The sequence below is a fragment of the Litoreibacter roseus genome (assembly GCF_009811795.1).
GTDB lineage: Bacteria > Pseudomonadota > Alphaproteobacteria > Rhodobacterales > Rhodobacteraceae > Litoreibacter > Litoreibacter roseus.
Window position 1 is genome coordinate 135,522 of sequence record NZ_BLJE01000003.1, and the last position, 25,084, is coordinate 160,605.

At 59.3% G+C, this 25,084-nt stretch carries 33 protein-coding genes; 19 read left to right on the forward strand and 14 right to left on the reverse strand.

Annotated features, from left to right (window positions below):
* Positions 1-198 precede the first annotated feature (198 nt).
* Together KIN_RS14505 and KIN_RS14510 are read left to right on the forward strand one after the other, a co-directional pair.
* Positions 199-1,314 (forward strand): porin, encoded by a 1,116-nt coding sequence (locus tag KIN_RS14505; protein ID WP_159808343.1) that lies wholly within the window; start codon positions 199-201, stop codon positions 1,312-1,314.
* Positions 1,314-1,658, forward strand: a complete 345-nt coding sequence (locus KIN_RS14510; protein ID WP_159808345.1) for a hypothetical protein — start codon at positions 1,314-1,316, stop codon at positions 1,656-1,658. The genes KIN_RS14505 and KIN_RS14510 overlap by 1 nt, the downstream gene beginning before the upstream one ends.
* A 33-nt stretch (positions 1,659-1,691) precedes the next feature.
* Here the strand turns inward: KIN_RS14510 and purB are convergent, their stop codons facing one another.
* Positions 1,692-3,008: an adenylosuccinate lyase gene (gene purB, locus KIN_RS14515; protein WP_159808347.1), complete on the reverse strand. Its 1,317-nt coding sequence runs from the start codon at positions 3,006-3,008 to the stop codon at positions 1,692-1,694.
* Positions 3,009-3,086: 78 nt separating this feature from the next.
* Between purB and KIN_RS14520 the strand changes: the two genes are divergently transcribed.
* Together KIN_RS14520 and KIN_RS14525 are read left to right on the forward strand one after the other, a co-directional pair.
* The gene (locus KIN_RS14520; protein ID WP_159808349.1) at positions 3,087-3,437 is read left to right on the forward strand and encodes a hypothetical protein; all 351 of its coding nucleotides are present in this window, start codon (positions 3,087-3,089) and stop codon (positions 3,435-3,437) included.
* Positions 3,438-3,439: 2 nt separating this feature from the next.
* Positions 3,440-3,901 (forward strand): DUF6314 family protein, encoded by a 462-nt coding sequence (locus KIN_RS14525; protein WP_159808351.1) that lies wholly within the window; start codon positions 3,440-3,442, stop codon positions 3,899-3,901.
* 16 nt (positions 3,902-3,917) lie between these two features.
* Here KIN_RS14525 and KIN_RS14530 read toward each other — a convergent pair whose 3' ends face one another.
* Together KIN_RS14530 and KIN_RS14535 are read right to left on the reverse strand one after the other, a co-directional pair.
* Positions 3,918-4,622, reverse strand: a complete 705-nt coding sequence (locus KIN_RS14530; protein ID WP_159808353.1) for a helix-turn-helix transcriptional regulator — start codon at positions 4,620-4,622, stop codon at positions 3,918-3,920.
* Between the two features lies 1 nt (position 4,623).
* Positions 4,624-5,007, reverse strand: coding sequence for an antibiotic biosynthesis monooxygenase family protein (locus tag KIN_RS14535; RefSeq protein WP_243144937.1), 384 nt, complete (start codon positions 5,005-5,007; stop codon positions 4,624-4,626).
* A gap of 243 nt (positions 5,008-5,250) precedes the next feature.
* Here KIN_RS14535 and KIN_RS14540 point away from each other — a divergent pair, with 243 nt between their 5' ends.
* From KIN_RS14540 to KIN_RS14555, 4 genes are read left to right on the forward strand one after another with little or no spacing between them, the layout of a single operon-like run.
* Positions 5,251-5,460: a twin-arginine translocase TatA/TatE family subunit gene (locus KIN_RS14540; protein WP_159808355.1), complete on the forward strand. Its 210-nt coding sequence runs from the start codon at positions 5,251-5,253 to the stop codon at positions 5,458-5,460.
* Between the two features lie 15 nt (positions 5,461-5,475).
* A complete protein-coding gene (gene tatB, locus KIN_RS14545; protein ID WP_159808357.1) occupies positions 5,476-5,955 on the forward strand; it encodes a Sec-independent protein translocase protein TatB in 480 nt (159 codons plus the stop codon).
* A complete protein-coding gene (gene tatC / locus KIN_RS14550; RefSeq protein ID WP_159808359.1) occupies positions 5,952-6,827 on the forward strand; it encodes a twin-arginine translocase subunit TatC in 876 nt (291 codons plus the stop codon). Before tatB ends, tatC begins: the two co-directional genes overlap by 4 nt.
* Complete coding sequence (locus KIN_RS14555) at positions 6,824-7,663, forward strand: ATP-binding protein (protein WP_159808361.1); 840 nt, start codon at positions 6,824-6,826, stop codon at positions 7,661-7,663. The genes tatC and KIN_RS14555 overlap by 4 nt, the downstream gene beginning before the upstream one ends.
* 19 nt (positions 7,664-7,682) lie before the next feature.
* On the opposite strand, the gene KIN_RS14560 is transcribed toward KIN_RS14555, so the two are convergent.
* The 6 genes from KIN_RS14560 to KIN_RS14585 all read right to left on the reverse strand — a co-directional run bounded on the left by KIN_RS14560 (position 7,683) and on the right by KIN_RS14585 (position 12,167).
* A complete protein-coding gene (locus tag KIN_RS14560; protein WP_159808363.1) occupies positions 7,683-8,852 on the reverse strand; it encodes a M23 family metallopeptidase in 1,170 nt (389 codons plus the stop codon).
* Between the two features lie 55 nt (positions 8,853-8,907).
* Entirely contained in the window at positions 8,908-9,564 is a 657-nt protein-coding gene (locus KIN_RS14565) for a protein-L-isoaspartate(D-aspartate) O-methyltransferase (protein ID WP_159808365.1), read from the reverse strand.
* An 8-nt stretch (positions 9,565-9,572) separates the two neighbouring features.
* The gene (gene surE / locus KIN_RS14570) at positions 9,573-10,358 is read right to left on the reverse strand and encodes a 5'/3'-nucleotidase SurE (RefSeq protein ID WP_159808367.1); all 786 of its coding nucleotides are present in this window, start codon (positions 10,356-10,358) and stop codon (positions 9,573-9,575) included.
* Between the two features lie 76 nt (positions 10,359-10,434).
* Entirely contained in the window at positions 10,435-11,136 is a 702-nt protein-coding gene (locus KIN_RS14575; RefSeq protein ID WP_159808369.1) for a TspO-related membrane protein, read from the reverse strand.
* A 225-nt stretch (positions 11,137-11,361) separates the two neighbouring features.
* Positions 11,362-11,829 carry an SRPBCC family protein gene (locus KIN_RS14580; protein WP_159808371.1) on the reverse strand — a complete coding sequence of 156 codons (468 nt, stop codon included), beginning with the start codon at positions 11,827-11,829 and terminating at the stop codon, positions 11,362-11,364.
* A complete protein-coding gene (locus KIN_RS14585) occupies positions 11,826-12,167 on the reverse strand; it encodes an ArsR/SmtB family transcription factor (RefSeq protein ID WP_159808373.1) in 342 nt (113 codons plus the stop codon). The genes KIN_RS14580 and KIN_RS14585 overlap by 4 nt, the downstream gene beginning before the upstream one ends.
* 307 nt (positions 12,168-12,474) lie before the next feature.
* Between KIN_RS14585 and KIN_RS14590 the strand changes: the two genes are divergently transcribed.
* On the forward strand, positions 12,475-13,392 hold the full coding sequence (locus tag KIN_RS14590) for a hypothetical protein (RefSeq protein WP_159808375.1): 918 nt from the start codon (positions 12,475-12,477) through the stop codon (positions 13,390-13,392).
* Here the strand turns inward: KIN_RS14590 and serS are convergent.
* The 4 genes from serS to KIN_RS14610 form a co-directional block, all read right to left on the reverse strand.
* The gene (gene serS, locus KIN_RS14595; protein WP_159808377.1) at positions 13,389-14,681 is read right to left on the reverse strand and encodes a serine--tRNA ligase; all 1,293 of its coding nucleotides are present in this window, start codon (positions 14,679-14,681) and stop codon (positions 13,389-13,391) included. The two genes, KIN_RS14590 and serS, sit on opposite strands and share 4 nt — an antisense overlap.
* Positions 14,682-14,704: 23 nt before the next feature.
* Complete coding sequence (locus KIN_RS14600; protein ID WP_159808379.1) at positions 14,705-15,367, reverse strand: pentapeptide repeat-containing protein; 663 nt, start codon at positions 15,365-15,367, stop codon at positions 14,705-14,707.
* Between the two features lie 596 nt (positions 15,368-15,963).
* Positions 15,964-16,290, reverse strand: a complete 327-nt coding sequence (locus tag KIN_RS14605) for a hypothetical protein (protein WP_159808381.1) — start codon at positions 16,288-16,290, stop codon at positions 15,964-15,966.
* Positions 16,291-16,338: 48 nt separating this feature from the next.
* A complete protein-coding gene (locus KIN_RS14610; protein ID WP_159808383.1) occupies positions 16,339-17,094 on the reverse strand; it encodes a trypsin-like serine peptidase in 756 nt (251 codons plus the stop codon).
* Positions 17,095-17,250: 156 nt separating this feature from the next.
* On the opposite strand from KIN_RS14610, the gene yajC reads away from it, so the two are divergent.
* From yajC to KIN_RS14640, 6 genes are read left to right on the forward strand one after another with little or no spacing between them, the layout of a single operon-like run.
* Entirely contained in the window at positions 17,251-17,610 is a 360-nt protein-coding gene (gene yajC, locus KIN_RS22570; protein WP_159808916.1) for a preprotein translocase subunit YajC, read from the forward strand.
* A 3-nt stretch (positions 17,611-17,613) separates the two neighbouring features.
* The gene (secD, locus tag KIN_RS14620; protein ID WP_159808385.1) at positions 17,614-19,278 is read left to right on the forward strand and encodes a protein translocase subunit SecD; all 1,665 of its coding nucleotides are present in this window, start codon (positions 17,614-17,616) and stop codon (positions 19,276-19,278) included.
* A 1-nt stretch (position 19,279) separates the two neighbouring features.
* Positions 19,280-20,251 (forward strand): protein translocase subunit SecF, encoded by a 972-nt coding sequence (secF, locus tag KIN_RS14625; protein ID WP_159808387.1) that lies wholly within the window; start codon positions 19,280-19,282, stop codon positions 20,249-20,251.
* A complete protein-coding gene (locus KIN_RS14630) occupies positions 20,248-20,997 on the forward strand; it encodes a sulfite exporter TauE/SafE family protein (RefSeq protein ID WP_159808389.1) in 750 nt (249 codons plus the stop codon). Before secF ends, KIN_RS14630 begins: the two co-directional genes overlap by 4 nt.
* A gap of 11 nt (positions 20,998-21,008) precedes the next feature.
* Complete coding sequence (locus tag KIN_RS14635; protein WP_159808391.1) at positions 21,009-21,368, forward strand: Mth938-like domain-containing protein; 360 nt, start codon at positions 21,009-21,011, stop codon at positions 21,366-21,368.
* Positions 21,369-21,391: 23 nt separating this feature from the next.
* The gene (locus KIN_RS14640; protein ID WP_159808393.1) at positions 21,392-22,024 is read left to right on the forward strand and encodes a LysE family translocator; all 633 of its coding nucleotides are present in this window, start codon (positions 21,392-21,394) and stop codon (positions 22,022-22,024) included.
* Between the two features lies 1 nt (position 22,025).
* On the opposite strand, the gene KIN_RS14645 is transcribed toward KIN_RS14640, so the two are convergent.
* On the reverse strand, positions 22,026-22,391 hold the full coding sequence (locus tag KIN_RS14645; RefSeq protein ID WP_159808395.1) for a hypothetical protein: 366 nt from the start codon (positions 22,389-22,391) through the stop codon (positions 22,026-22,028).
* A gap of 140 nt (positions 22,392-22,531) precedes the next feature.
* Here KIN_RS14645 and KIN_RS14650 point away from each other — a divergent pair, with 140 nt between their 5' ends.
* The 4 genes from KIN_RS14650 (at position 22,532) to KIN_RS14665 (ending at position 25,083) form a co-directional block, all read left to right on the forward strand.
* The gene (locus tag KIN_RS14650) at positions 22,532-23,098 is read left to right on the forward strand and encodes a TetR/AcrR family transcriptional regulator (protein ID WP_159808397.1); all 567 of its coding nucleotides are present in this window, start codon (positions 22,532-22,534) and stop codon (positions 23,096-23,098) included.
* 79 nt (positions 23,099-23,177) lie between these two features.
* A complete protein-coding gene (locus KIN_RS14655; RefSeq protein WP_159808399.1) occupies positions 23,178-23,342 on the forward strand; it encodes a hypothetical protein in 165 nt (54 codons plus the stop codon).
* Complete coding sequence (locus KIN_RS14660) at positions 23,339-24,055, forward strand: DUF8737 domain-containing protein (RefSeq protein WP_159808401.1); 717 nt, start codon at positions 23,339-23,341, stop codon at positions 24,053-24,055. The genes KIN_RS14655 and KIN_RS14660 overlap by 4 nt, the downstream gene beginning before the upstream one ends.
* Before the next feature lie 14 nt (positions 24,056-24,069).
* The gene (locus KIN_RS14665) at positions 24,070-25,083 is read left to right on the forward strand and encodes an SDR family oxidoreductase (protein ID WP_159808403.1); all 1,014 of its coding nucleotides are present in this window, start codon (positions 24,070-24,072) and stop codon (positions 25,081-25,083) included.
* The last annotated feature ends 1 nt before the right edge of the window (position 25,084 follow it).

The following is a 25,084-nucleotide window of genomic DNA, read 5'->3' on the forward strand; positions in this document are numbered from 1 at the left end:
AAGTTGACCTTACGTCAGCGTAAGTGGAGCAACGTATTCAAAACTTTCATCCAAGCTTAAAAACAGCACATTTCAACAAAGTAAATTGAACGGATTTGGTTTGACAGGTATTCGCCCGAGTCGACATAAAACCTTCATGTTTACAAGCTGTTAAGGTTTTGTAGCGGTGGGGTATCTGCAGCTTTCAGAGGCAATCCCATGAAGAAATTTATCGCTTTAAGCGCGGGTTCCGCCGCGTCTGTACTTGCCTTATCAGTTCCGACCTTTGCCCAAGACACCAGCGTTGTTCAGACAAATGACCGCGGTACGACTGTTCGCCTTTACGGACAGGTCAACCGGGGTGCCCTTCTGGGGGACAACGGGACCGACAGCGAGGTGTTCTTTGTCGACAACGACAACAGTTCAACCCGGTTCGGGATTATCGCGGAATACGAGGGGCCTGAGCTTACCTTCGGCGCGCAGATCGAACTGGAGGCGGAAAGCAACACGTCCTCCGCCAGCAACGGCGCGGATTTCAACGAAGGTTCCGGCGATTTCCGCTTCAACGAACGGATTCTCGATTTGTATGTCGAAAGCGCGCGGTACGGGAAACTCTCGCTGGGGCAGGGCAACACGGCGTCCAACGGCTCGGCGGAGGTCGACCTGTCCGGGACGTCCATCGTTGGTTACAGTTCGGTCGCGGATCTGGCTGGGTCTCTTAGCCTGAACGAGGGATCTCGCCGCGTCGGTGATGCGTTTTCCAACCTCGATGGTCTCAGCCGCGAAGACCGCATTCGCTACGACACGCCGAATTTCGGTGGCTTCCAGCTTGGCGTCTCTGCCGGATCAAACGACGAATGGGACGTGGCCCTGCGATACGCGGCAGAGTTTGGTGCGACCGAGTTTCAGAGTGCCATCGCTTATGCCCAACCCATGGAAGAGGATATCGACAGCCGCATCAGCGCGTCGGCATCCGTGCTTCTGGGCAGTGGTTTCAACTTCACCGTGGCCACCGGGCGTGATGATCGCACCGATGAGCGGGAGCCTGAATTTTACTATGTGAAAGCAGGCTACCGGACGAGCATCTTTGCCGTGGGTGAGACTGCGTTTTCCATCGATTACTACGATGGTGATGACATCGCCCAGCAGGAGTTTGGTACGCCCAGCGATGAAACCTCGTCTGAAAGCTACGGCCTTTTCGCGGTTCAGAACTTCGAAGATGTAGGGCTTGAGGTCTATGGCGGCATCCGCAACTACGAGTTCGATGATCCCAGCCTCGGTACGCAGCCCGATGATCTGACAGCGCTTATCCTCGGCGCGCGGTTGCGGTTCTGATGGCTTGCTTTCGGATAGCGTTTGTCCCGCTGGTCGCCGTGACACTGGGTCTGGCGGCCTGTTCAGCGGGGCAGCCCGTGGACTTCGTTGACAATTCTGCGGTGGATCTGGACAGCCCCGGTCTGTTTTCCGGCCGGGACGGCACGCGCAACGTTACGTTTTTGAACGGGTCGGGCAGGGTGCTGAACCCGCAGCAGGACACCACGTCGGTCACACAACCCGTGCCACAGACCAGTACAGCTCAAACCAGCCAGCCGCGTACCACGGAAGAGCGGATCTTGCTGCCCGATGGCCGGGTCATGGTCCGTCGGGTCACCGTCGAAGAAAAGATCGTGTCCAGATAGGACGCGATCCAACCGCCCCTCGCATTGGTCCCTCTATGCGGGGGGCTTTTCGCCAAACACACGCTCGAAGATCGTGTCGACATGTTTGGTGTGATAGCCCAGATCGAATTTTTCCTCGATCTCGTCGGGGTTGAGCGCAGCCAGAACATCGGTGTCCGCCAGAAGCTCGGTCTTGAAATCCTTGCCTTCCTCCCAAACCTTCATCGCGTTGCGCTGAACCAGCTTGTAGCTGTCCTCGCGGCTGACGCCGGCCTGGGTCAAGGCCAGGAGCACGCGCTGGCTCATCACCAGACCGCGGAATTTGTTCATGTTGGCTAGCATGTTGTCTGGATAGACCACCAGCTTGTCGATCACGGAGGTCAGGCGGGCCAGCGCGAAATCCAGCGTGATCGTCGCGTCCGGGCCGATATTGCGCTCTACAGAGGAATGGGAAATGTCGCGCTCGTGCCAGAGCGCCACATTCTCCATCGCAGGAACGACAGCCATACGCACCAGCCGGGCCAGACCGGTCAGGTTTTCGGTCAGCACCGGATTGCGTTTGTGCGGCATCGCCGAAGAGCCCTTTTGACCGGCCGAGAAAAACTCTTCCGCCTCCAGCACCTCTGTCCGCTGCATGTGACGGATCTCGGTTGCGACATTCTCGATGGACGAGGCAACCACGCCCAAGGCCGCGAAGAAGGCTGCATGGCGATCCCGCGGGATAACTTGCGTGCTGATCGGCTCGGGCGCGAGGCCCAGCTTATCGCACACATGAGCCTCGACCGCCGGATCAATATTGGCAAACGTCCCGACCGCGCCTGAGATGGCTCCGGTGGCGATCTCGTCACGTGCGATCTCAAGACGGCGCTTATTCCGCTCCATTTCGGCGTAGAACCGGGCAAAGGTCAGCCCCATTGTCGTCGGTTCCGCGTGGATCCCGTGCGAGCGTCCGATGCGCACAGTCATTTTGTGCTCATAGGCCCGGCGCTTCAGCGCTGCGAGCAATCCGTCCATATCGGCCAGCAGAATGTCGGCAGCCCGGACAAGCTGGACGTTGAAGGTCGTATCCAGCACATCGGACGAGGTCATGCCCTGATGCACGAACCGGGCTTCGGTCTCGCCAACGATTTCGGCCAGATGGGTCAGGAAGGCGATCACATCATGCTTCGTGACGGCCTCGATCTCGTCGATCCGCGCCACGTCGAACTCCACATCCTTGGCTTTCCAGACGGCTTGCGCGTTCTCGCGTGGGATGACACCCAGATCCGCCTGCGCATCACACGCATGGGCCTCAATATCGAACCATATGCGGAACTTCGTCTCGGGTGACCAGATATTGACCATCTCAGCGCGGGAGTAACGAGGGATCATAACGTTCTTTCGTGATTTGATTGCCTGTCGCGGGCGTCTTAGACTGGCTGACATCCTGCCACAAGACGCGAGGACAAGATGCGCTCACTCACCGCGCTTCTCATAGGGATCGGCCTGACCGGGGGTGCCGGGGCACAGGAGTGGGAACCCCTGCGCGGGGTCACTGTCGAGATCGCACTGACCGACAGGGTGCTGCAGTACGAGGGCGCAACGCAGAAATTCTTCGCGTCGGGGCGGACGCTTTACACCAGCGTGCGGGACAGTTGGGGGTACTCGGCCGTGCGCGGGGATGCGTACTGCAGCCAGTGGCCGCCCAGCGACGGATGGGCCTGCTATAAGGTGGAGAGAGCGACAACCGCGACCGGTGACGTGACTTTAAGGTTTTTGTCCGAAGACGGGAGCAGTACGGAAGGCTTGTACTTGGAGTAGAAATGACACGTGTGCCTGCATTGGAGGAGTTCGAAGGAACGTGGTCTCTGAGCCGCGTCATTGAAGATACGCAGGCAGACGTCACCGGACGCTTGTCGGGCACAGTGAACTTTTTGCCGAAGCCGGATGGCTTGATTTATGAAGAGCAGGGGACGCTGGTCTACGGTGATCAAACGCCTCTGACGGCGACCCGCCGCTATATCTGGCGACCCGAACATACGATGATGAAGGTCGAGGACGGACCTGATCGGCCGGTGACGAACATCGCGGTGTTGTTTGATGACGGCAGGCCGTTTCATGTGATCGAAACGCACAGATCCATGCCCGACGACAACCATCATTGCGACCCGGACCTCTACCATGTCAGCTATGATTTCACCCGCTGGCCGGTCTGGACCAGCACATGGCGGGTCGTCGGACCCAAGAAGGACTACAGGATGGTCTCGACCTACAAACGGCCCTAGGTCCCGCTTAATGGCGTCAGGATCTGTCCTCTGGCGGGACCCCTGCTTTGACCTGAAGGGCGATGTAATCGGCCAGTGATTTTCCCTGCTCCTCCACGAAGAGTTCCGCCAGCACGGACAGCGCGCGGATGCGGTCAATGCGAAAGACCCGAAAATCCGAGCGAAGCTCGCACCATGTGGTCGTTGTCCAGACGCGGCCCCAGTATTCCATCTGCAACGGCCGGATCACCCGCTCGGTTCTGTTTCCATCGGGCGTCGCATAGGCAATCTGCAATTTCTGCCGCGCGCGGATCGCCTGCCTGATCTGCGGCATGTACCGAAATCCACCGGCGGCATCCGCAAACGGATAAACCGCAAAACCCCAGCCGGACGGCGGGCTGGACCGATCTTCGGGTAGAACCGCATCGATCTTGGCAGACAGGCTGCGCGCGGCCTCCTGCAATTCGGGATCTGCCGCTTCACCGACGACCGCCATGCCCAGATGCAGCGCCTCCAATTCAGTCAATGTCAGGTTCAGCGGCGGCAGTGTGATGGGCGCCGTCATCATGTAGCCCAAACCCCGTTCGCCCGCGACCGGCACGCCGGACAGGACCAGCGTATCCATGTCGCGGTATATCGTCCGCACGGACACCTCCAGCGCGTCGGCCAGATCTTCGGCGCGGTGCAATCGCCCGTCGCGCAGGATCAGGATCAGATCGAAAAGGCGGTCCGTGCGGCGCATGTCACTCCATCTGGATCAGGATTTCGGCGTGCCGCATCGCCACGCTGTTGGGCTTGATCGCGTTCAGGAAAGGCAGGACCGTATCATCTTTCATGATAGCCTCGGCGGCTGCCTTGGCATCGTCCATGCTGGCCCAGATGACGTAGTCGGTCCACAGACCGTCCTCATCCTGCGACAAAGTCCGGCTGATGAAGCCCGGCGCGGCCTGCACGAAGGCTTCGGTCGTTTTGGCGGCGGCGATGAAATCCCAGTCCGAGATCCCATCCGCCACGCGGAAGGTCACGATCTCGGCCACATGGGTCGTCTCCGCGCTCTGGCCGCGCGCCAGATCGGGCGCGCCAAAGGCGATGGTTGTGGCAATGGCGGTGCAGAAAAGACGGCTCATTAAACGCTCCTAATGATTCTGTTTGGATGAGGCCTTTGTATCTCCGCACTCCTGACATAAACCTGTCAGGAGAGTTTTGCCAAGCGGGCCTTCGTGCAATTCGGGTGCAAAAAACGTGCGCTCGAGGGGGGGCAAAGCCGCTTTGACGCTTTTCCCCGGGGCCGCGAAGGCCTAGATAGACGGGCAGGACAGAGACACGCGCGCGGGCTTCCAGCCCCAAGCGCTGCAAAGGGAGAAACGTTTATGCTGAACAATATCGGACTGCCGGGCCTTCTGCTGATTGCCGTCGTCGTGCTGGTTCTTTTTGGACGCGGCAAAATTTCGTCGCTGATGGGCGAAGTGGGCAAAGGCATCACCGCATTCAAACGCGGCGTAGATGACAGCAAGAAAGAGATCGATGACGCCGCCGAGGTGCGCGACATCACGCCCGAAGAAGAAAAAGATAAGGCCTGAGACTAGGCACCCGTTATGTTTGACATCGGTTGGACCGAACTTCTGCTGATCGGCCTCGTGGCGCTGATCGTGGTGGGCCCGAAGGACCTGCCGGGCATGTTCCGTACTTTGGGACAGTTCACTGCAAAGATGCGCCGTATGGCCCGCGAGTTCTCCCAAGCGATGGAAGCCGCCGCAGACGATGCTGGCGTGAAGGACGTGACAACCACGTTGCGCGACGTGGCCAATCCCAAGAAGATGGGGCTGGACGCCGTGAAGAAAGCTGCTGATTTCGACAAGTGGTCGCCTGACAGCGAAACCGGCAAACTGGCCAAGGAACGTGCGGAAAAAGCGGCGAAGATCCGCGAGACTGCTGCCAAGAAAGCCGAAGCGCGCGCAGCGAAGGAAGAGGCCGCGGAGAAGGTGGCTGACGCACCCAAGCCAGCGCCCGCACCGGAGTCTGCCGCAAGCCCTGCCGCTGAGGCCGAAACAACGCCACCGAAAGCGGAAACATGAGCGCCGAGGCCGACGACATCGAAGACAGCAGCGCGCCGCTGATCGAGCATCTGGCGGAACTGCGCACTCGGTTGATCCGCTCTGTGCTGGCCTTCCTCGTGGGCATGATCATCTGCTTCACAGTGTGGAATCCGATCTTCAACTTCCTGACCAATCCGATTTGCGGCGAGTTGAACGAGCTGGGACAGGATTGTGGCCTGATCTTTATCAAGGCGCAGGAAGGCTTTTTCGTCGCCATCAAGATATCGCTTCTGGGTGGCTTTGCCCTGGCATTCCCCTTCATCGCTCACCAGATGTGGCGGTTCGTGGCACCCGGGCTCTATAAGAACGAGAAATCGGCGTTCCTGCCTTTCATCATTGCGTCTCCAGTGATGTTTTTTCTGGGCGCGTCTTTTGCATTTTATGTCGTCACGCCACTGGCCTTCGATTTCTTCCTGGGCTTCCAGCAGTTTGCGCCCACCGGCGAGGTTGCAGATGGCGCAGTCGCACCCGCAAGCGTTGTATTCCAAGGGTCTGCCGAAGAATATCTTTCCCTGACGATGAAATTCATCATTGCGTTCGGTCTGTGTTTCCAGCTGCCGGTGCTTTTGACCCTGATGGGCAAGGCCGGGCTCGTGTCATCCGAAGGTCTGGGCAATGTGCGCAAATACGCGGTCGTCGCCATTCTTGTGCTCGCCGCACTGGTGACGCCGCCCGATGTTATCACTCAGGTGATCCTCTTTGTTGTGGTTTACGGTCTCTACGAAATTTCCATCTTCCTTGTGCGCCGCGTCGAGAAAGAGCGCGAGGTTCGGTTGCGCGAAGAGGGATTGTGGGATGAAGATGACGAGGATGATCTGGGCGAGGAAGAAATAGAGGAGCGTCGTCCTTGAGCGACGACGCCCTGCACCGGATCGCAGGCGCGCTGGAACGGATGTCCCCGCCGCCAGCGCCTGTTCCTGATTTCAGTTCCGCTGACGCCTTCGTCTGGCATGTAGCACCAGATCGCGTGCAACCCGTTGCCGTGGTCAACCGCGTCGACGTGGACCTTCTGATTGGCATCGACCGCGCGCGGGACACGCTGGCCGCCAACACCCGACAGTTTGCGAAAGGGTTCGCCGCCAACAATGCACTGCTTTGGGGTGCGCGGGGAATGGGGAAGTCCTCGCTCGTCAAGGCAATTCACGGTGCCGTCGTGTCCGAGGGGTTGCCTCTCAAACTGATCGAGATTCAGCGCGAGGATCTACCCTCTATCGGGCGGCTGCTCAGCTATCTGCGCGAGGCGGACACGCGTTTCATCCTCTTTTGCGATGATTTGAGCTTTTCCCATGACGACGAACACTACAAATCTTTGAAGGCCGTCCTCGATGGCGGGGTGGAGGGGCGTCCGGCAAACGTGATCCTATATGCCACGTCGAACCGCAGGCATCTGATGCCCCGCGACATGATCGAAAACGAACGCTCCACCTCCATAAACCCGTCCGAGGCGGTGGAAGAGAAAGTGTCCCTGAGCGACAGGTTTGGCCTCTGGTTAGGCTTCCACCCGTGCACCCAAGACGAATATCTCGCCATGATCAGGGGCTATTGCGCGGCCCACGGTATCTCGATTGATGACGACACAATGCAGGCCGAAGCCATCGAATGGCAGCAAACGCGCGGCGCGCGCTCCGGCCGCGTGGCATGGCAGTATTTTACGGATTTGGCCGGACGGCAGGGCGTCGCGATCTAGTCGCACGCCCCGCTGGTTTTTACTTCAGATATTTCGCCGGATCGACGCTCTCGAACTGTTCCCGCACCTCGAAATGCAGGAACGACGGCCGGCCTTCCTTGACCGTCGCAACCGTCTGTCCGCGCGTGACCCGATCGCCTTTATTGACTGTGATCCCGTCAATATTGGCGTACACCGTCAGCAGGTCGTTCGCGTGGCGCAGCACCATGATCGGCACCTGATCCGTATCGCGTGTGATCGCCGCAACCGTACCGTCAGCGGCGGCCTTGACGGGTGTACCCGCAGGTGCAGCGATGTCGATGCCGTCATTCGTACCCTTCTTGTAGCCCCGCAACACGTCACCCTCTGTCGGGGTCAGCAGGCCGGTGGCCTTAGACGCCGCAGCAGGGGCCGCCTTGATTGGTTTCACGTCCTCATCCGGCAAAGGCTTCTTGGCCGAAGGGGGCGTTGGTGTCGGGGTCGGGGTTCCGCTGGCCGGCGCAGGATTGACGACCGCAGGGGCCGCGGCCACCTGAGTGGCCACCTCTGTGGTGCTCGTCACGGGGATCAGCAGGAATTGTCCTTCGCGGACCTCAAGATCAGGGCCCAGCCCATTCCAGTCCGACAGGGCACGGGGGGAGATATTGTAAAGACGCGCAATGGAATACGCAGTCTCGCCACGGGCCACCTGATGCTGGATCGGTTCAGGTCCGTCGATGCGCCGGGACGGCGTGGCCTGCGCAATCCGACTGTTGGATTGGGGCGCGCGGTCCAGGGCCGTCGTCGCGATCCGACCCACATCCAACGGCGCCCGCGCGCCTGCGCCGTCTGTCATAACGACGGGGACCGGGGTGCTTGCGGGCAGGGCCACGACCTCGCCATTGTTGAGCGCGTCGTTGAGCTGTAATCCGTTCAGGCGCGCGATCTCGACCGGATCGCCGCCGACGCGCGTGGCCAGATCGTTGACATTGTCACCGCGCCGGGCGACGGCCACCTGATAGGTAGGGTAGGAGATGACGCCGCGGCTGTCCGGTTCCGGCCGGGCCACGGTCGCTTGGCGCGCCGCCTCCGACGTGTCGAGCCCGCCGCCTGCGTCGCGTAAATCGAAATCCAGATTGGCAAAGGTTTCACCGATTGGCTGGGAGCATGCCGTAAGGCCTAATCCAATAACGCACACCGGCAAGAATTTGCTGAACCGCCTGTTCCGCATAGCCTGTCTCTCACTCTCAATAGCCGACCCTTTTGTCCGGGCCTTATGCTTCTTTTTACTCTTGTCCCATGCCTTCGATCAAGGGCACAAAACGGACCGGCAAAAGCTCTTCGTAATCAAAACCTTCCGGGGTGCGGGTCACTTTTATCAGGCTTTGCACCGCGTCAGACTGGCCAACCGGTACCACCATGATACCCCCCTCACGCAATTGCGCCAAGAGCGGACCGGGAGGATCTTCGGCGGCGGCCGTCACAAGGATGCGATCAAAGGGCGCTTGCTCGGGCAGCCCGAAACTGCCGTCGCCTGTAAGCACCGTGATATTGGTGTAATCATACGTCTCGAATAGCTTGCGCACGGGACGGGTCAGCCGGGCGTGGCGATCAATCGTATAGACCCGGCGAGCCAAGTGGCTGAGGACCGCGGCCTGATAGCCAGAGCCAGTTCCGACCTCCAGCACCTTGTCGCGCGGACTGACATTCAGCGCTTGTGTCATCAGGCCCACGACCGAGGGTTGGCTGATGGTCTGCCCGCATGCAATCGGCAGGGGCATGTCCTCGTAGGCACGGTCCGCAAAATGGCCCGTGATGAACTGACCCCGGTCCACCTTTTCCATCGCCGTCAGGGTGCGCACATCCCGCACGCCCTTGGAGCGCAGAGTATACATGAACTGCATCTTGCGCTCTGCGTCGGTGGTGTCTTGATCATCTGTCATGGGCGTCGTCATTCGAGCCTTTGGGCCACATCGTCAAGCAGGTCATGGGCGGTCAGATCGCACCGCATGGGCGTCACCGAGATATAGCCGTCCAGATTGACCGTTGCATCCGTGTTGTCGCCCGACGCCACGTTTTGCGCGCTTCCTCGGATCCAGAGGAAATTGCGGCCGTTCGGGGCCTGATGCGGCTGAATGCCGAAGCCACCTTTGGGCCGTAACCCTTGGGGAACCACGCGGGTGCCTTTCACACCGCCCCCCGCAACGGGCGGAAAGTTCACGTTGTAGAAGGTCTGATAGGTCTCGCCGCCCCACGCGCCCCCATCAATCAGTTTGCGCACCAGAGCCGCGCCGTGCTCTGCCGCCGCTTCGAACCCGTTCTCAAGGGATGCATTGTCCGGTCCGAAATACTGGGACAGGGCAATGGCAGGCACCCGGTGTAATGCAGCTTCCATCGCTGCCCCGATCGTACCGGAATAGACGACATTCTCGGCGGAGTTGTTGCCCTTGTTCACACCCGACAGAACCAGATCGGGTGCATTGCCGTTCATCACGTGAAAAAGGCCCGCAAGGACACAATCGGCGGGGGAGCCTTCAGCCGCGAAGCGACGCGGCCCGAACTCGGAAATCATCGTGGGGTGAACATAGTTGATGCAATGGCCGACGCCTGATTGTTCAAAGGCGGGTGCAACAGTCCAGACGTCGCCATCAGGCCCTGCGACCTCTTCGGCGATGTTTTGCAAAATCTTGAGACCGGGCGCGTTGATTCCGTCGTCGTTGGTGATTAGTATCCGCATGCTGCCCGCCTGTTTTTCGTGGTTTTACCCTGCTTAGACGAGCCTGCAGGAACGGTAAAGCGATGGGCGCGGTGATCTAACGTCTGATCTGGACGGCAATGGTCACTGCGACTGCGACGGCAGCCAGCGAGGCCGCGACGACAAGGCCAAGATTGGCCCCGACATTTTGCACCGCAATTGCCAGAAACCCCCAGCCCGCGGCAAACCCGTAGGTCCATATGCCGTTGATCCGGATCTGCACGAAATAGACGAGGACCAAAGCACACGTCAACGCAATATAGGCCCAGAGTACCTCTCCGAAGAGAACGCCGTAGCCTGCGCCGAGCAATCCGATCGACACGAAAGATGCGGCCGTCAGCCAGCCCGCGTAGAGACCCAGCGGCAGGCCAAGCGCCCAAACCGGACCGCCGCCCCGGGACTGAAGCAACGCAAAAAGCGCTGAGATCAGCATCACCCAGATCAAGACCGTTGCCCAGACCGGGCTGACGGTGGCCACGCTCAACCAGACCGATCCCACGCCTAGGCTGACGATCAGCGGCCACCGCGTGGCGTCCCACGACGGATCCTCGGCATGCCGCCAGACACCAACGCCCGCATGAACAACGAGCCACAGGTAGATCACCCCCCAGATCGAAAACGCGTACCCCTCCGGCTGCACCGGCGGGTCGACCTGCGGGATCGGATATTGGTTGGGATCAAACCCGTCAAAGCTGGTGACGAGGAATGGAGCCGCCGCAAAGGCGATGGCCGCCGCAAGAACGAGAAGTGCTTTGATCATAGAACCCTAATGCGCGGCAAAGCGGTTTGGTTCAACTTGGAAATCGCGCAATTTCGCACGCCTGTGATGGCGTGCCGTAGCGTTTCCGGGCCCGCCAGCCGGTGGCGTCACGCCAAACTGACACAATCGCCCCGCAGTCCCGGCCCCAACCGACGTTTCAAAGCCGCTTGGATCGACGCCGGTCATGTGGACAAAACTGACTTCGGCGCAACGTTCGCTCTAAAACTATTTGAGTGATTGCGCGTATTCCTCAAGCTGATTGGCGACCGTACCCCAACCATCATAGAACCCCATATCTTCGTGGCTCTGACGGGCTTCCGGCGAGCGATGTCGCGCAGTCGCCGTATAGGTCGTTCCACCGTTTCCATCGTCTGCGAATTCGATAATCGCTGTCATGAAGGGATCAGCGGCAGGCTTCCATCCTTCGCTGTAGGTGTCCGTGAACACCAATCGTTCGCCTTCCACCACTTCGAGGTACACACCTTCATTCTCCATGAGATTGCCTTCGACATTCATCGTCGTGTTGAACTTGCCGCCGACCCGAAGGTCGATCTCGCAGGCGTCAACTCCGTAAGGCTTGGGAACAAAAAAGTGCTTGATGTGCTCAGGCGTCGTCCAGCATTCCCACAGTAGGGTGCGGGGCGCTTTGATCGTGCGGGTAAAGGTCAGATCAGTCTCCGGGTCGAGTTTCATTTTGTTCTCTCCTGCATCAGGTTCTTGATGTAGTCGTCAAAGCGGTCGAGCCGTCCCTCCCAGATCGCGCTCTGCTCGCTCAACCAGTCCTTTGCAGGCGTGAAGGCATCGGGGGCCAATTCGCATATCCGGGTACGCCCTTCTTTCTTCGAAGTGATGAGGTTGGCCGCTTCCAGTTTCTTCAGGTGCTCCATAAGCGACGGCAACGCCATGTCGTGAGGCTCGGCCAGTTCGCTCACAGACGCCTCACCCCGCGCAAGGCGCTGAAGGATCATGCGCCGTGTCGGATCACCAAGTGCTGAGAAGCAAAGATCGAGGTTAGGATCATACTTAGACATATTCCTAAGTAACAGGAGCGACCTTCTTGATCAAGACACTAAGGAAAACCCCTAAGTTACTGCTTAGCGGTCGTTCGCTGCGCCCCGACCAATGAGCAAGTCGGACTCCCTCCCGACCTTCGTTGCGACTTGCGTGAGTGATCTTTTGGACTCTTCACCCCCTTTTTCTTTGCGCTTCGTATGAACGCCTGCTTTGCCGCTCTTTTCCTTTTAAGCCGGAGCCGTGAGTGTCAGGGGTATCTGCTGTCCCCCAGCAGCCCTGATGCCAGGTCAAATTCTCGCCGCACTCTTTGGAAATAAGGCTTCCATGACATTTTGGACGCTTCACGCCCCGTATAGATTGTTTCGTCTTCGCCGCGTCATCGCGGTTTCCACGCTGATTGTCGCGCTGGGGCTTGCGGTGCCGTATCTTTTTGGCGCCCCGACCTTGCCCGCGCTGCCGGTCCTCGTGATCTGTGCGCTGGCCTTCGCAGGTCTCTCGGTCTGGCTGCCTGCCTCCTGGATGGAGGTGCTGCCACTCGCGCTTATCATCGCGGTGCTGCTCGCTTTGTCGGGCCCCCTGGTCTGGATCTTCGAGACTGTTTTCGGCGGCAGGTGGGGCATCGGGCTTGGCATCGTTCTGGTGATTGCCACCATCGCGCTGTTGATCTGCTGGATGGGTCTTTTGCTTCTGGTTTGCCGCTTGGACGAGCTTGATGCGGATCCGAATGTGGAAAACCGCGCGGTGATCGACCTTCCGCCCGAGCAGGTGTTTGACATGTTCGCCCTGAAGCCTGATCACACCAGCGGAAACTGGACAAGCGGCCCGGTCAATGAGGATGGACAGTTCGAACTTCGTTTCATTGTGCCGGATGCCGACATTGATCTGGGGCAGGACGCCGTTGTGAACCCGAACATCGTCCAGATCGTCTCGCAGGAAAGACCCCACAGCCAGCTCTCGAAGCTTGGTGAGTTGAACGCCGAAGCCCCGTTGATTGCGGCCTGTGAAATGCGGTTCGAACCCAAGGGGCGCGGCACGCTCTATACCAATCGCGAGCAGCATGAGCGGTTTTCACAATTGGCGCGGTTGGGCTTTTGGATCACTGATGCACACGCTGATCACATTCGGGCAGGGCTTGATCATCACTTCAAGCGGGAAAGCCCTGCGATCAAGCTGGTGCCCCAGACCACCCTTCTGATGGCGCTTTTGGGCGGGGTGCCCGAGGAAACCCCGCCAAGCGCCTAGCGGAGCGTGCCGTCCGGCGCCACAGTGGTTTTGCCGCCCAGATAGGGCGCCAACACGTCTGGCAGCGTGACAGAACCGTCGGACTGCTGGCCGTTCTCCAGAACCGCAATGAGCGTGCGCCCGACCGCCAGGCCAGAGCCGTTCAGCGTGTGCACGAACTCGGGCTTGCCACCGTCAGCGGGCTTGAACCGCGCGTTCATCCGGCGGGCCTGAAACGCGCCCGCGACCGAGCAGGAGCTGATCTCGCGGTATTTGCCCTGACCGGGCAGCCAGACCTCCAGATCGTGGGTTCGGTGCATTCCGAAGCCCAGATCGCCGGTGCACAGCACCATGGTGCGGTAGGGCAGACCCAGCGCCTCCAATATTCCTTCGGCGCATTTGGTCATGCGGTCCAGTTCATCGCGGGATTGATCCGGATGGGTGATCGAAACCATTTCCACCTTTTCGAACTGATGCTGGCGCAACATACCTGCCGTGTCGCGCCCGGCACTGCCCGCCTCGGACCGGAAGCACTGGGAATGGGCGGTGTAGCGATGGGGCAGGCTCGCCTCATCCACGGTCAGACCGTTCACCAGATTTGTCAGCGTCACCTCGGATGTGGGGATCAGCCACATACCTTCGCGCGTCTGGTAGCTGTCCTCGCCAAACTTCGGCAACTGACCCGTGCCATACATCATCGCCTCGTTGACCAGTACCGGTGCCCACGTTTCCTGACAGCCGTTCTTGTCGACGTGGGTGTCCAGCATGAACTGGGCCAGCGCCCTGTGGATGCGCGCAACGGCACCCCTGAGCACCACAAAGCGGGAGCCCGCAAGCTTGGCCGCTGTTTCGAAATCCATGCCGGACTGAACGGCCGGGATCTCGAAATGCTCTTTCGCCGAGAAATCCATGTCGCGCGGCGTGCCCCATCGGCGCAGCTCGACATTGTCGTCCTCATCGGTGCCCTCTGGAATGTCATCAAAAGGCAGGTTGGGCAGACCCATCAGCAGATCGGTCAGCTTGGCGTCTTCCGCCTTTGCCTCGTCATTCAACCGGGCGACCTCGTCTTTCTTGGCCGAAACCAACGCGCGCAGCCGCTCAAATTCTGCCTCATCGCCCTTGGCCTTGGCAGCGCCCACCTGCTTGGAGGCCGCATTCTGCGCCGCCTTTGCCTCTTCTGCCGCTTGGATTTTCCCCCGCCGCGCCTGATCCAGCGCCAGGATCTCAGAGGACATCCCCGACAAACCCCGCCGTGCAAGGGCTGCATCAAACGCCTCAGGCGCCTCACGGATCATGCGGATGTCATGCATGGATATCGTCCTCAGTTGGAATTTCAGTGCTGTGGCTTATACGGCTTTTCAGGCGGGATGTAAGGCTCAGGATCTTCGCGCCATTTCTTGTACTCCTGCTCGAATAAGTCACCGGACAGTTCTGCCGCTGGCCAATGCGAAGGTCGCGCGATGTGGCTTGGTAGCTTGACGCTGCCGTCTCCAAACATAGAGTCAACATGATCCTGATGAAAATCAACGTTCGAATGATCCTTTCCTCGAAGACGCGCTCCGTTAAAAATAGTACCATCAGAGACTACGCTATCAGATAAATCTGCGAAGCTGAGGTCAGCATCTGTCAGATTTGCATATTCTAGTCGAGTGCGTATCAGGTTTGTATGGTGAAAAATGGTATTCTTTAAGTTCGAGTTTTGAAGACTTGCTTCGCGGAGCTTTGCACCCGTCAGATCCGCGTCCTTTAACCGCGCCCCTTCAAGCCGGGCCTTCCGCATAATGGCGCCGTTTAAATGTGCGCCTATTAAATCCACTCTTTCCAAACCGACAGAATGGAGGTCAGCGTGTCTGAGGTCGGCTCCCTTCAGCAGCGACCTGGAGATAGTACCTCGTTGAGCCGAACGTTTGATATTCCAATGCTGAGAAAATAGTTGATCAAAACTTTTAAAAAAGGAGGAGCACTCACCACTTGCTTGGGGCTGTATCTCCAGCATTTCCTTGCACCAACGTTCTCTCGCTGTGTTAACGACATTTGATAGACGTTCGCTCGATATACCAGAAGAGCCACATGGCACTGCATCAATGCCAAATTGTTTGCAAAATTCGTCCCTGAATTCTTTTTGGCATCGTCGTAATTCTTCCAATGAGATGGAAGGTTGGCTATCTGAACGCCGGCTAGACTTACACTTGCAATGAGCTGATTGAAACCCTTTTTGAGGTAAGATTCTGGGCTCTCGTATCTCCTCGCCCATTCCGTTGATATGCAGCTGACAACTGCAATACTGAAAGTTGCTATTAAGGTGAATGCAATAGCGGGTTTGGAAGAAGGGTTTCCGCTATTTTTAATATTTCCTAGAAATTTTCTAAAGCTGACTGTAGTAACTATTAACGTAAAAATGAGCGGTAAACCACACCAGCCAAGCGTCAAAAAAGCATCCCTCTTTGGCATTGATCTAAGCCAGAATAAGAGAAGAGTAAGCGGGCCACTGCAGTAAATCAAGAAAACTAGCATGTAGCTGGAGAGGCGTGCTGCATGCTTCCCATAAGCCGTATGATCGCCACGGAACCAAAGGGCGGCGTATGACACAGTTCAGGGAAAAATCCGCTCTGAGAGCTTGTCGCCGCGTATTCTTAATTTTGCATTGCCTTGTGCGTACCAGAACTTCATGAGATACAGGTGTAGGTATCCATGTAGTACCGCGAGTATGGCTGGCCCAAACCAGAAAAATTGCTCTGTCGGAACCGAAACACCTATCAAGGGTAAACTCGTTTCCTTAGAAGATACAAAGAAATCAGCGTCGTCGATTCCAAAAAGCGTTACTATTGAGAATACGATATAAGATAGTAGCAGTAGCCAAATCGTTTTTGACCCTTTTTCTAGAGCCGAAATATTTTCAAGGGAATGTTCAGTTTTCATAGTATACTCATCAAATGATATGTAAAAATTATGGTAGATTTAGAGAGCTCAGTCCGACGCGAACACCCTCAACGCCGCGGTGTCCGCGCGGGCGGCGAGGGCGCGTTCTAGGGGGTTGTTGCCGTCGACGCGGGACGAAATCACGCCGATCAGGGCCCAGCCATCGGCCTGTTCCATCATCACGGGCGCGCCGGAGGTGCCGCTGATCACCTTGCAATTCAGGCTTAGCAACGTGAAGCCCCGCGGGCGGGCCAGACAATTCTGGTAGGAACTCAGCGCATAGGGGCGGTCCCTGCGGTAGCCCATCAGGCCAACCGGCTGGTCGTCCGGGATCATCAGATCGCTGGCGGCGAGGGGCAGGGGGATCACATCCGCCAGAGGCTCCGCTAGTGTGATCAGCCCCAGATCGGAGCCTATCAGCGAGCGCTGGGTGATCTGCTTGTCGCGCACCTGATCGGGCCGGTAGGCCGGGTGAACCACAACCGATTTCGCCTTTGCCGCCGCCCGGTATTCGCCCAGATGCCAGCCCGCGATAAATGTCAGCCGGTAGGGCGGAAAGGGCTGACCGGTCTTGCTGTCATGTACGCAGTGGGCCGCTGTGATCACCTTGTCCGGCGCAATCAGCGTGCCGGAACACAGGCCTTTCGACTTGAACCCGCCAAGGCTGACGCGCCCCACGGCCTGCCAGCGCTCCAGTTCGTCCACCGTGGCCAATGGGGGACGCCCGTCCGCCACAGCCGCACCCGCAAAAGTGATGCCCAGAAGCATCGCCAGCAGCCCGGAGCAGATCCGTCCGCACTTCATTTGAACCACATCCCTTTGTTTCCGCCACGCGTTGCCCATATGGGCACGGTAGGGGGCGTCTTTGCGGGCGTAAACCCGTTGCACGCCTTCCGTACCACAGCTAGGGTGCGCGGCAATTCAGATCGGGGACAACCCCGCATGACAAAAGGACCGCAGATGTTCTCAAAGAGCCTGTTTTCGACGACGCTTTCCCTTGTCGCATTGACTGCACCCGCCCATGCACAAGCTGCGGGCGCGGGTGGCGCGATCGGCAGTTTCATCCCCCTGATCCTGATCTTCGCGATCATGTACTTTTTGCTGATCCGGCCGCAGCAAAAGAAGGTGAAGGAGCACGCGGCGATGGTCGAGGCCCTGCGTCGGGGCGATCAGGTCGTCACCCAAGGCGGCATTGTTGGCAAAGTGTCCAAGGTGAAGGACGATGGGGAGATCGAGGTCGAGATCGCAGAAGGCGTCAAGGTGCGTCTGATCAAAGCCACTGTGGCCCAAGTTCTCAACAAGACCGAACCGGCGAAGTAAACCATGCTCCAGATGTCCTTTGTGCAGCGCGTGGTCATCTGGCTGACCGTCGCTGTCGGGCTCGCTTTGGCGTTGCCCAACACCTTCTACACCCGCGTTGAACAGCACAATGACGCCGTGGCGGCCCTTGAAATGGGTGTGCCCAACTCGCCCGAACTGGCGGCAGACGCAGCGGGATGGCCAAGTTTCCTGCCCTCCGCCCTCGTCAATCTGGGGCTGGACCTGAGGGGCGGGGCGCATTTGCTGGCCGAAGTAGAGGTTGAGGATGTCTATGGCGGGCGCATGGATGCGCTTTGGCCGTCGGTTCGCGACGTTTTACGCGACGCACGGGACACCGTGGGCACAGTGCGCCGCCAAAACGCTCCGGACGGGATGCTGCGCGTCCGTATCTCCCAACCCGAGGGGATGGCCGAAGCGGTGCGGCTGGTTCGAACCCTCGCCACGCCCGTCGTCAGCCTGACCGGCGCCGGAACAACCGATATCGAGGTGTCAAGCACGGGCGATACACTGACCATTCAGCTTACCGATGCGGAAAAACTGGCCACAAACGACCGCACGATGCAGCAATCCCTGGAGATCATCCGCCGCCGCGTGGATGAGGTCGGCACGCGGGAACCCACGATCCAACGTCAGGGCGAGCGGCGCATTCTGATTCAGGTTCCAGGCATCGGATCGGCAGAGGAACTGAAGTCGCTGATCGGCACCACCGCCAAGCTCACCTTCCATCCGGTTGTCAGCGTGACGGGCGACCCCGACACCAGACCGGGGCCGCGCAATATCATTCATCCCGATATTGATGAGCCGGGTACGTTCTACATCCTCGAACAAACCCCTGTCGTTACCGGCGAAGAACTGACCGACGCCCAACCGGCCTTCGACCAGAACGGCCAACCCTCCGTGACATTCCGGTTCAATCCGGCGGGCGCGCGCAAGTTCGGACTTTACACCGCAGACAATGTGGGATCGCCCTTCGCGGTCGTACTGGACGAGCAAGTGATCACCGCGCCCCGCATCAACGAGGCAATTACAGGCGGCTCCGGTCAGATCACCGGGAATTTCACCGTTGAAAGCTCCACCGAACTGGCCGTTCTTTTGAGGGCAGGGGCCTTGCCCGCCGAGATGACTTTCCTTGAGGAACGCACCATCGGGCCGGAACTGGGCCAAGACAGCATCGACGCGGGCCAGATCGCCTGCATCGTGGCCTTCGCGGCCGTGCTGGTCTTCATGTTCCTGAGCTATGGCCTCTTCGGGATCTTTGCCAACATCGCGCTGATCATAAATGTGGGGCTGATTTTTGGCCTGCTCAGTCTGATCGGGGCGACGCTGACCCTGCCGGGGATCGCGGGCATCGTCCTGACTATCGGTATGGCCGTTGATGCAAACGTGCTGATCTTCGAGCGGATCCGCGAAGAACTGAAGACAGCGAAGGGCCCCGCGCGCGCCATTGAGTTAGGCTATGAAAAAGCGCTGAGCGCCATTCTCGACGCCAACATCACCACGTTCATCACCGCCGTGATCCTGTTCATCATGGGCTCCGGCCCCGTGCGCGGTTTCTCGATCACGCTGGGACTGGGTATTTTGACCTCGGTCTTCACCGCGATCTACGTGACCCGGATAATGATTGTGATGTGGTACGAACGCAAACGCCCCAAGACGATAGAGGTCTGAGATGCGCCTGAAACTAGTTCCCTCGGAAACCTCCTGGGATTTCTTCGGCCGCGCCAAGTGGACGCTGGGTCTCTCGGTGCTGCTGATCTTCGTGGGCTTCGCGTCGTTCCTGATCCAAGGGTTGAATTACGGGATCGACTTCCGGGGCGGGACAACCATCCGAACCGAAAGCGCTCAACCCGTCGACGTTGCTGCCTATCGCGATGCACTGGCCGCGCTGGAACTGGGGGACATCTCGATCACCGAGGTTTTTGATCCGACCTTCGAGGATGACCAGAACGTGGCCATGATCCGGATCGAGGCACAGGAGGGCGACGAGAGCGTCACCGCAGCGACCGTCAGGTCCATTCAGGATGCTATGGCCACGGTGGATCCCGACATGACCTTTCCATCTGTTGAAAGTGTCGGGCCGAAGGTCTCTGGCGAACTGGTGCGAACGGCTGCAATTGCTGTCGTTCTCGCCATTGCCGCGGTGCTGGTCTACATTTGGCTCAGGTTCGAATGGCAGTTCGCCGTAGGGGCCGTGGCCGCGCTGGTCCATGACGTGATCCTGACGCTTGGGGTGTTCTCGGAGCTGCAGATCAAGTTCGACCTTGCCATCATCGCGGCCCTTTTGACCATTGTCGGCTATTCCCTGAACGACACCGTGGTTGTGTTCGACCGGGTGCGGGAGAACCTGCGCAAGTACAAGCAGAAAGATCTCAAGGACGTCCTGAACCTGTCGATCAACGAGACGCTCAGCCGGACTTTCATGACCTCTGTCACCACGCTTCTGGCGCTCTTCTCCCTCTTCGTTTTGGGCGGCGACGTGATCCGTGGGTTTGTCTTCGCGATGATCTGGGGCGTGATCGTTGGAACCTATTCCTCGATCTTCGTGGCGTCGGCCATTCTGCTCTTCCTCGGCGTCAAACGGGACTGGTCCAAGCCTGATCCGGGCAGCGTCGGCAACCAGTTCGGCAACATAGACGCGTGACGGCACTGGCCGATGCGCTCGCCACACCGGGCGTTGTCTGGCTGATCCTGACCATTTCGCTGGCGGGCATCGTCCGCGGGTTCACCGGTTTTGGCACTGCGCTGATCTTTGTGCCTGTCGCGGGCCGGTTTCTGCCGCCGCAAGACGTGATCGTTTTGATCACCTTGACCGGCGTCGCGAGCACCGCCGCCCTTCTGCCCCGCGCATGGAGGCAGGCGGAACGCCGGGACGTGGGCCTTCTGGCGCTGGCCGCGCTTCTGACCGTCCCCTTGGGTGTCCTGACGATGCAAGCCACCGACCCCGCGACGGTGCGCTGGGTTGTGGCGGCCATCGCCAGCGTGACGGTGCTTTCGGTCGCAACAGGCTATCGCTACCACGGCCAGATCGCGGCGCTGGGGCTCCTGGCCATCGGCGCGGTCGCAGGCTTTATCGGTGGTATGACGGGGTTGACCGGCCCTGTGGTGATCATCTTCTACCTCGCCTCCCTGCGGGCCGCGGCCACTGTGCGGGCCAACACCATTCTCTTTCTGGCCGCGCTGGATGTCGTGATCTTCGGCAATCTTTTGATCAGCGGCTTGACCACCGCCCCGATCATCTGGCTGGCCGTCCTGCTGGCCATCCCGTATTTTGTGACTACCTTGATCGGGCAGTATCTCTTCCGTCCGACCTACGAGATGCTCTACCGCCGGATCGCCTATGGCGTCGTCACGCTTGCTGTGATCTCCGGACTGCCGCTGTTTGATTGAAAGACAATGCCATGCGCCTGACCGAAATTTCCTATGACACCGCACCGCCTGTTGATGGCTATGGCCCCGGCTTTTTCCGTATTGGGGGCGAGGTGCATGAGGGCGGCCTTGTGTTGCTGCCCAACAAGATCATCCCGTGGACCGGCTATGAGGACACCGCCGCCATTCTGTCCGCAGCAGGCGCAATCGACGTGCTGTTCGTTGGCACAGGTCCCGAGATTGCTCATATTCCCGCCGCCTTCCGCGACACGCTGGACGAAGCAGGCATCGGGGTCGAGCTGATGGCCACTCCCACGGCCTGCCGCACCTACAACGTCCTTCTCAGCGAAGGCCGCCGCATCGGCGCGGCCCTGACCCCGATCATCGCCTGAGTTTCCCGGAAAAGGAGGCCCCCATGTCCGAACTTTTCGTTCTTGCTACCGTCTTCGCTGTGTTCATCCCGGCGTTGATGTTGCCGGGTCCGGACTTTGTTGCCGTCGTCCGATCGTCGATGACCCACGGCACCCGCGCGGGCCTGCTGACGACCGTGGGCGTATCTGCGGGGCTTTGCCTCTACGCCACGCTTAGCATTCTGGGTCTCTCTGCCTTACTGATCGAATATCAATGGCTTACATGGCTGGTTCGGATCCTCGGCGGCGGCTATCTGATCTATCTAGGCATCAAACTCTTGCGGTCCCGGCCAGAGCCGATTGATCTCGGAACCGTTGCGTCGCCAACCAAGGGCAGATCACTGACTTTCGGATTTTTGGTCACACTGACAAACCCCAAAGCCATCGTGCTGTTTGCCAGCGTTTTTGCGACGGCCATCACTCCTGCAACGCCAGGCTGGGTCATGGTTGCGATGATCGGGCTGGTCACCACATCCTCACTGGTCTGGTACACACTGGTCAGTGTGCTGATGTCCGCGCCTCCGGTGATGCGTCGCATGCAAAACGCCAAGCATCGGATCGAGAAGGCCGCAGGCATCTGCTTTATCGGGTTGGGCGGCAAGGTCATCGCTGACGCACGCACACCGCTTCCCGGCTGACCTACAGGCGCCCGTCTGCCTCAAACCGCACGATCCCCGCTGCGATCAATCCCGCCAATTCAGCGAACAGCGCGGTATCTGGCGTTTTGAAGTTAAAACAGGACTTGCCTTGCATCCGCTTTTTCAGGGCAGGGCTTATTCCCTCGAGCAGATCGGGATGCACATAGACCGGCATCAGATGAGCAGAGACGTAGGCCTTTCGGATCTCTACCCCGCCAAACCCCGTGCGATACCCATCCCGTGCGCGCACCTCATGGGTCGTCAAAGTGTAAGCGTCCGGGTCATCCCGCAGCACGATGCACTTATGTGCGTGTGCTTCGTAGAGCGGGCGCAGCAGATGAAAAACCGCAGGGAGGTCATGGGCCATAGGCAAACCATAAGGTCAGATGTCCGGACGATCAAAGGTACGAAGTCACCGCACATCCCCAGCTATGCGTCCCGTCCCTTGACACGGTCAGACACTGGTTCTATCTGGTTAAGGAATGATTGTTCTCAAACGAGTCCCAAATGCCCAGACCTCGCGAATTTGACCCGGAAACCGCGCTGGATGCCGCAATGTGCGTTTTCTGGCAGCGTGGCTTTGTCGAGACCAGCTACGATGATCTCGTCACAGAAACCGGCGTTAGCCGCAGGGGGCTCTACACCGTGTTCGGTGACAAGCATCAGCTGTTTCTGGCCACGCTCCAGCATTACCGTAATACAGTGATCCCGCATCTCTTCGGCGCGCTCGATGACCCCAACATCACCAAAGACGGCATTCGCGACCTGTTTCGGAGTTTCGTCAAACTGTCCGACAGTCCCGGGGGCGCGCGTGGATGCTACATGGCAAGAACATCCTCTGATGAAGCCATCAGCCACGCAGAGGTAAAGTCCATCATCGATGCGCACTGGGCTGATCTGCATAGCCGGTTTGACGTCGCGCTCAAACGCGCGGGCTACGACCCAGAACGGTCCGAGCGGATGGCCCATTACTGCGTCGGGGTGATGCAAGGCATTCTCCTGATGGCCCATGCGCGCGCGGGAAAAGACAGGATCGAGCCCTTCGTCGAGGAAGCTTTGAAAAACCTGACGTAAAAAAATTTGATAAATTAGAGAATGAAAGTTCTCATTCGGAGAGAAACATGCCACCTGACAAAATCGCGCTGACCAAACGATGAGGACGCTTCGAAATCTACTCACCACAGTGGCCCGCTGGATGCACCGCTTCGACATGGTTCTGAACGCAACCGCAGCGGACGCCCCTTACAGCCAAAGGGATGAGGTTGAACTCCTGAAGGCGCGGGTCGTTAGCCTCGAGCAGGCCGGAGCGCGTCCGTGAACCCGCCGCTATCGATGATCCCGTTCCTCTTTGCGGCACAACTGGCCTTCTTGCTCGCCATCGCGCTTCGGACCCGGTCAGCCAGAGCCATCGCAAGCGCGGGTCTCATCGCGGCGGCCTTGTCCGCGTGGGGCTACGGCATCACAATAATGGCGCAGGCTGGCGCCTTCGACAGCGCCGCAGTCCTAAGGCTCCTGCCGGGTCTCTGGCTGCCTGTTGTCCCGTTCCTTTTGCTCTTCACGCTGGCAGCGCTGCCGTTTGTAAGAGCGGGACTGATTTCGATCGCAGCGGGGACCGCCGATCATTGGTTTGTCGGCATTCAGGCCCTGCGTATTGCGGCCCTCGGTACACTGATCAAGACAGTTCACGGGGATTTTCCGTTGGAGGTGGAACTAGCAATCGGGCTGACCGATCTGGCTTTCGGCCTATCCGCGCTGTGGCTCTTTTTTCGGGTCAAGCGCGGCGCGGTTTCGGCGGATGCGCTGGTGCTCTGGAACATCGTCGGCGTCCTTCTCATTCTCATCCCTGGTGGGGTGGCGCTGCAATCTGGGCTGCCCGGTCCGCTCCGGGTCTTCACCGACGCTCCAACCTCTGAGGTGATGCTCGACTGGCCCATGGTCCTCGCGCCCGGTCTCGTCGTGCCGGCCTTCCTGCTTCTCAACCTCCTCGCCGCCTTCGCGGCCCATTGCAGCCGCCGGACGATGGCGACCTGAAAGGACCAATTCCAATGATCAAACATCGCATTCTCGTCGCAGGTGCCACAGGGCAGATCGGCGCGCAGAACGTTCATCTTCTGCTGGATCAAGGGCATTACGTCCGGGCGCTGGTCCGACGACCTGACGCGCAGGTTCTGGGCCTCGATGGGGCGGGCGGCACCCTGGACTATGCGGTGGGCGCGCTTGAGGATCGGGCCAGCCTCGTCAAAGCGCTGGACAGGATCGACACGGTCGTTTCTTCGGCCAATGGTATCATCCCCTCTGGCAAAACCATGTCCGTCAAGGCCATGTCGGCGGGCGGCTACGAAGATTTTATCTCTGCCGCCGAAGAGGCTGGCGTGCGCCACTGGGTCCAATCATCTGTGCCCTGTTGGGACCACGAAAAGTCCGTCCCCGAACTGGCCGGAAAGCGCCTGATCGAGGACCGACTGGCCCGCTCACCCATCGCAACCACGATCGTCCGGAACCCGGCGTTCATGGATGTCTGGCTTGTGATGGCCGGCGCGCGGCAGGCGACCGCGCACCACCCCCACGCAACCACCAAACGAAACTATGGCTTCATGAAGATGTGGCAGGGCCTCGTTGGCAATCTTGTGGCAAAGCGGGGCATCCTGCTGGCACCGGGCGTTAAGGCACATGGCGCGCCATTCGTGGCCACCATAGACGTGGCCCATATGATGGCGGGTGTCGTGGGCAAACAGGCCAGCTACAACCGGACCCTCGAAGCGGGTGGTCCGGAGTGGCTGACATGGGGCGAGGTCGCGACGCTTTTGTCGAAGAAAACCGGCCGCCCGGTCCGCGTTGTAACATTGCCCGCGTGGTTCGCCCGTCTGGGGCAGGGGATGATGACGCCGGTCTCGCCGTCCGCAGCCAATATCTTGGCTCTCGTCAGGCTGGTTGCCAGTCATCAACCCCGGTGGGAGGCGCCATCTGTCGTCGAGGAGTTCGATCTTCCCCCACAGACCACCGTCGCGGAGTATCTCGACCGCAACTGGTCTGACGGCGCGGACCTGACATCAGGCTGAA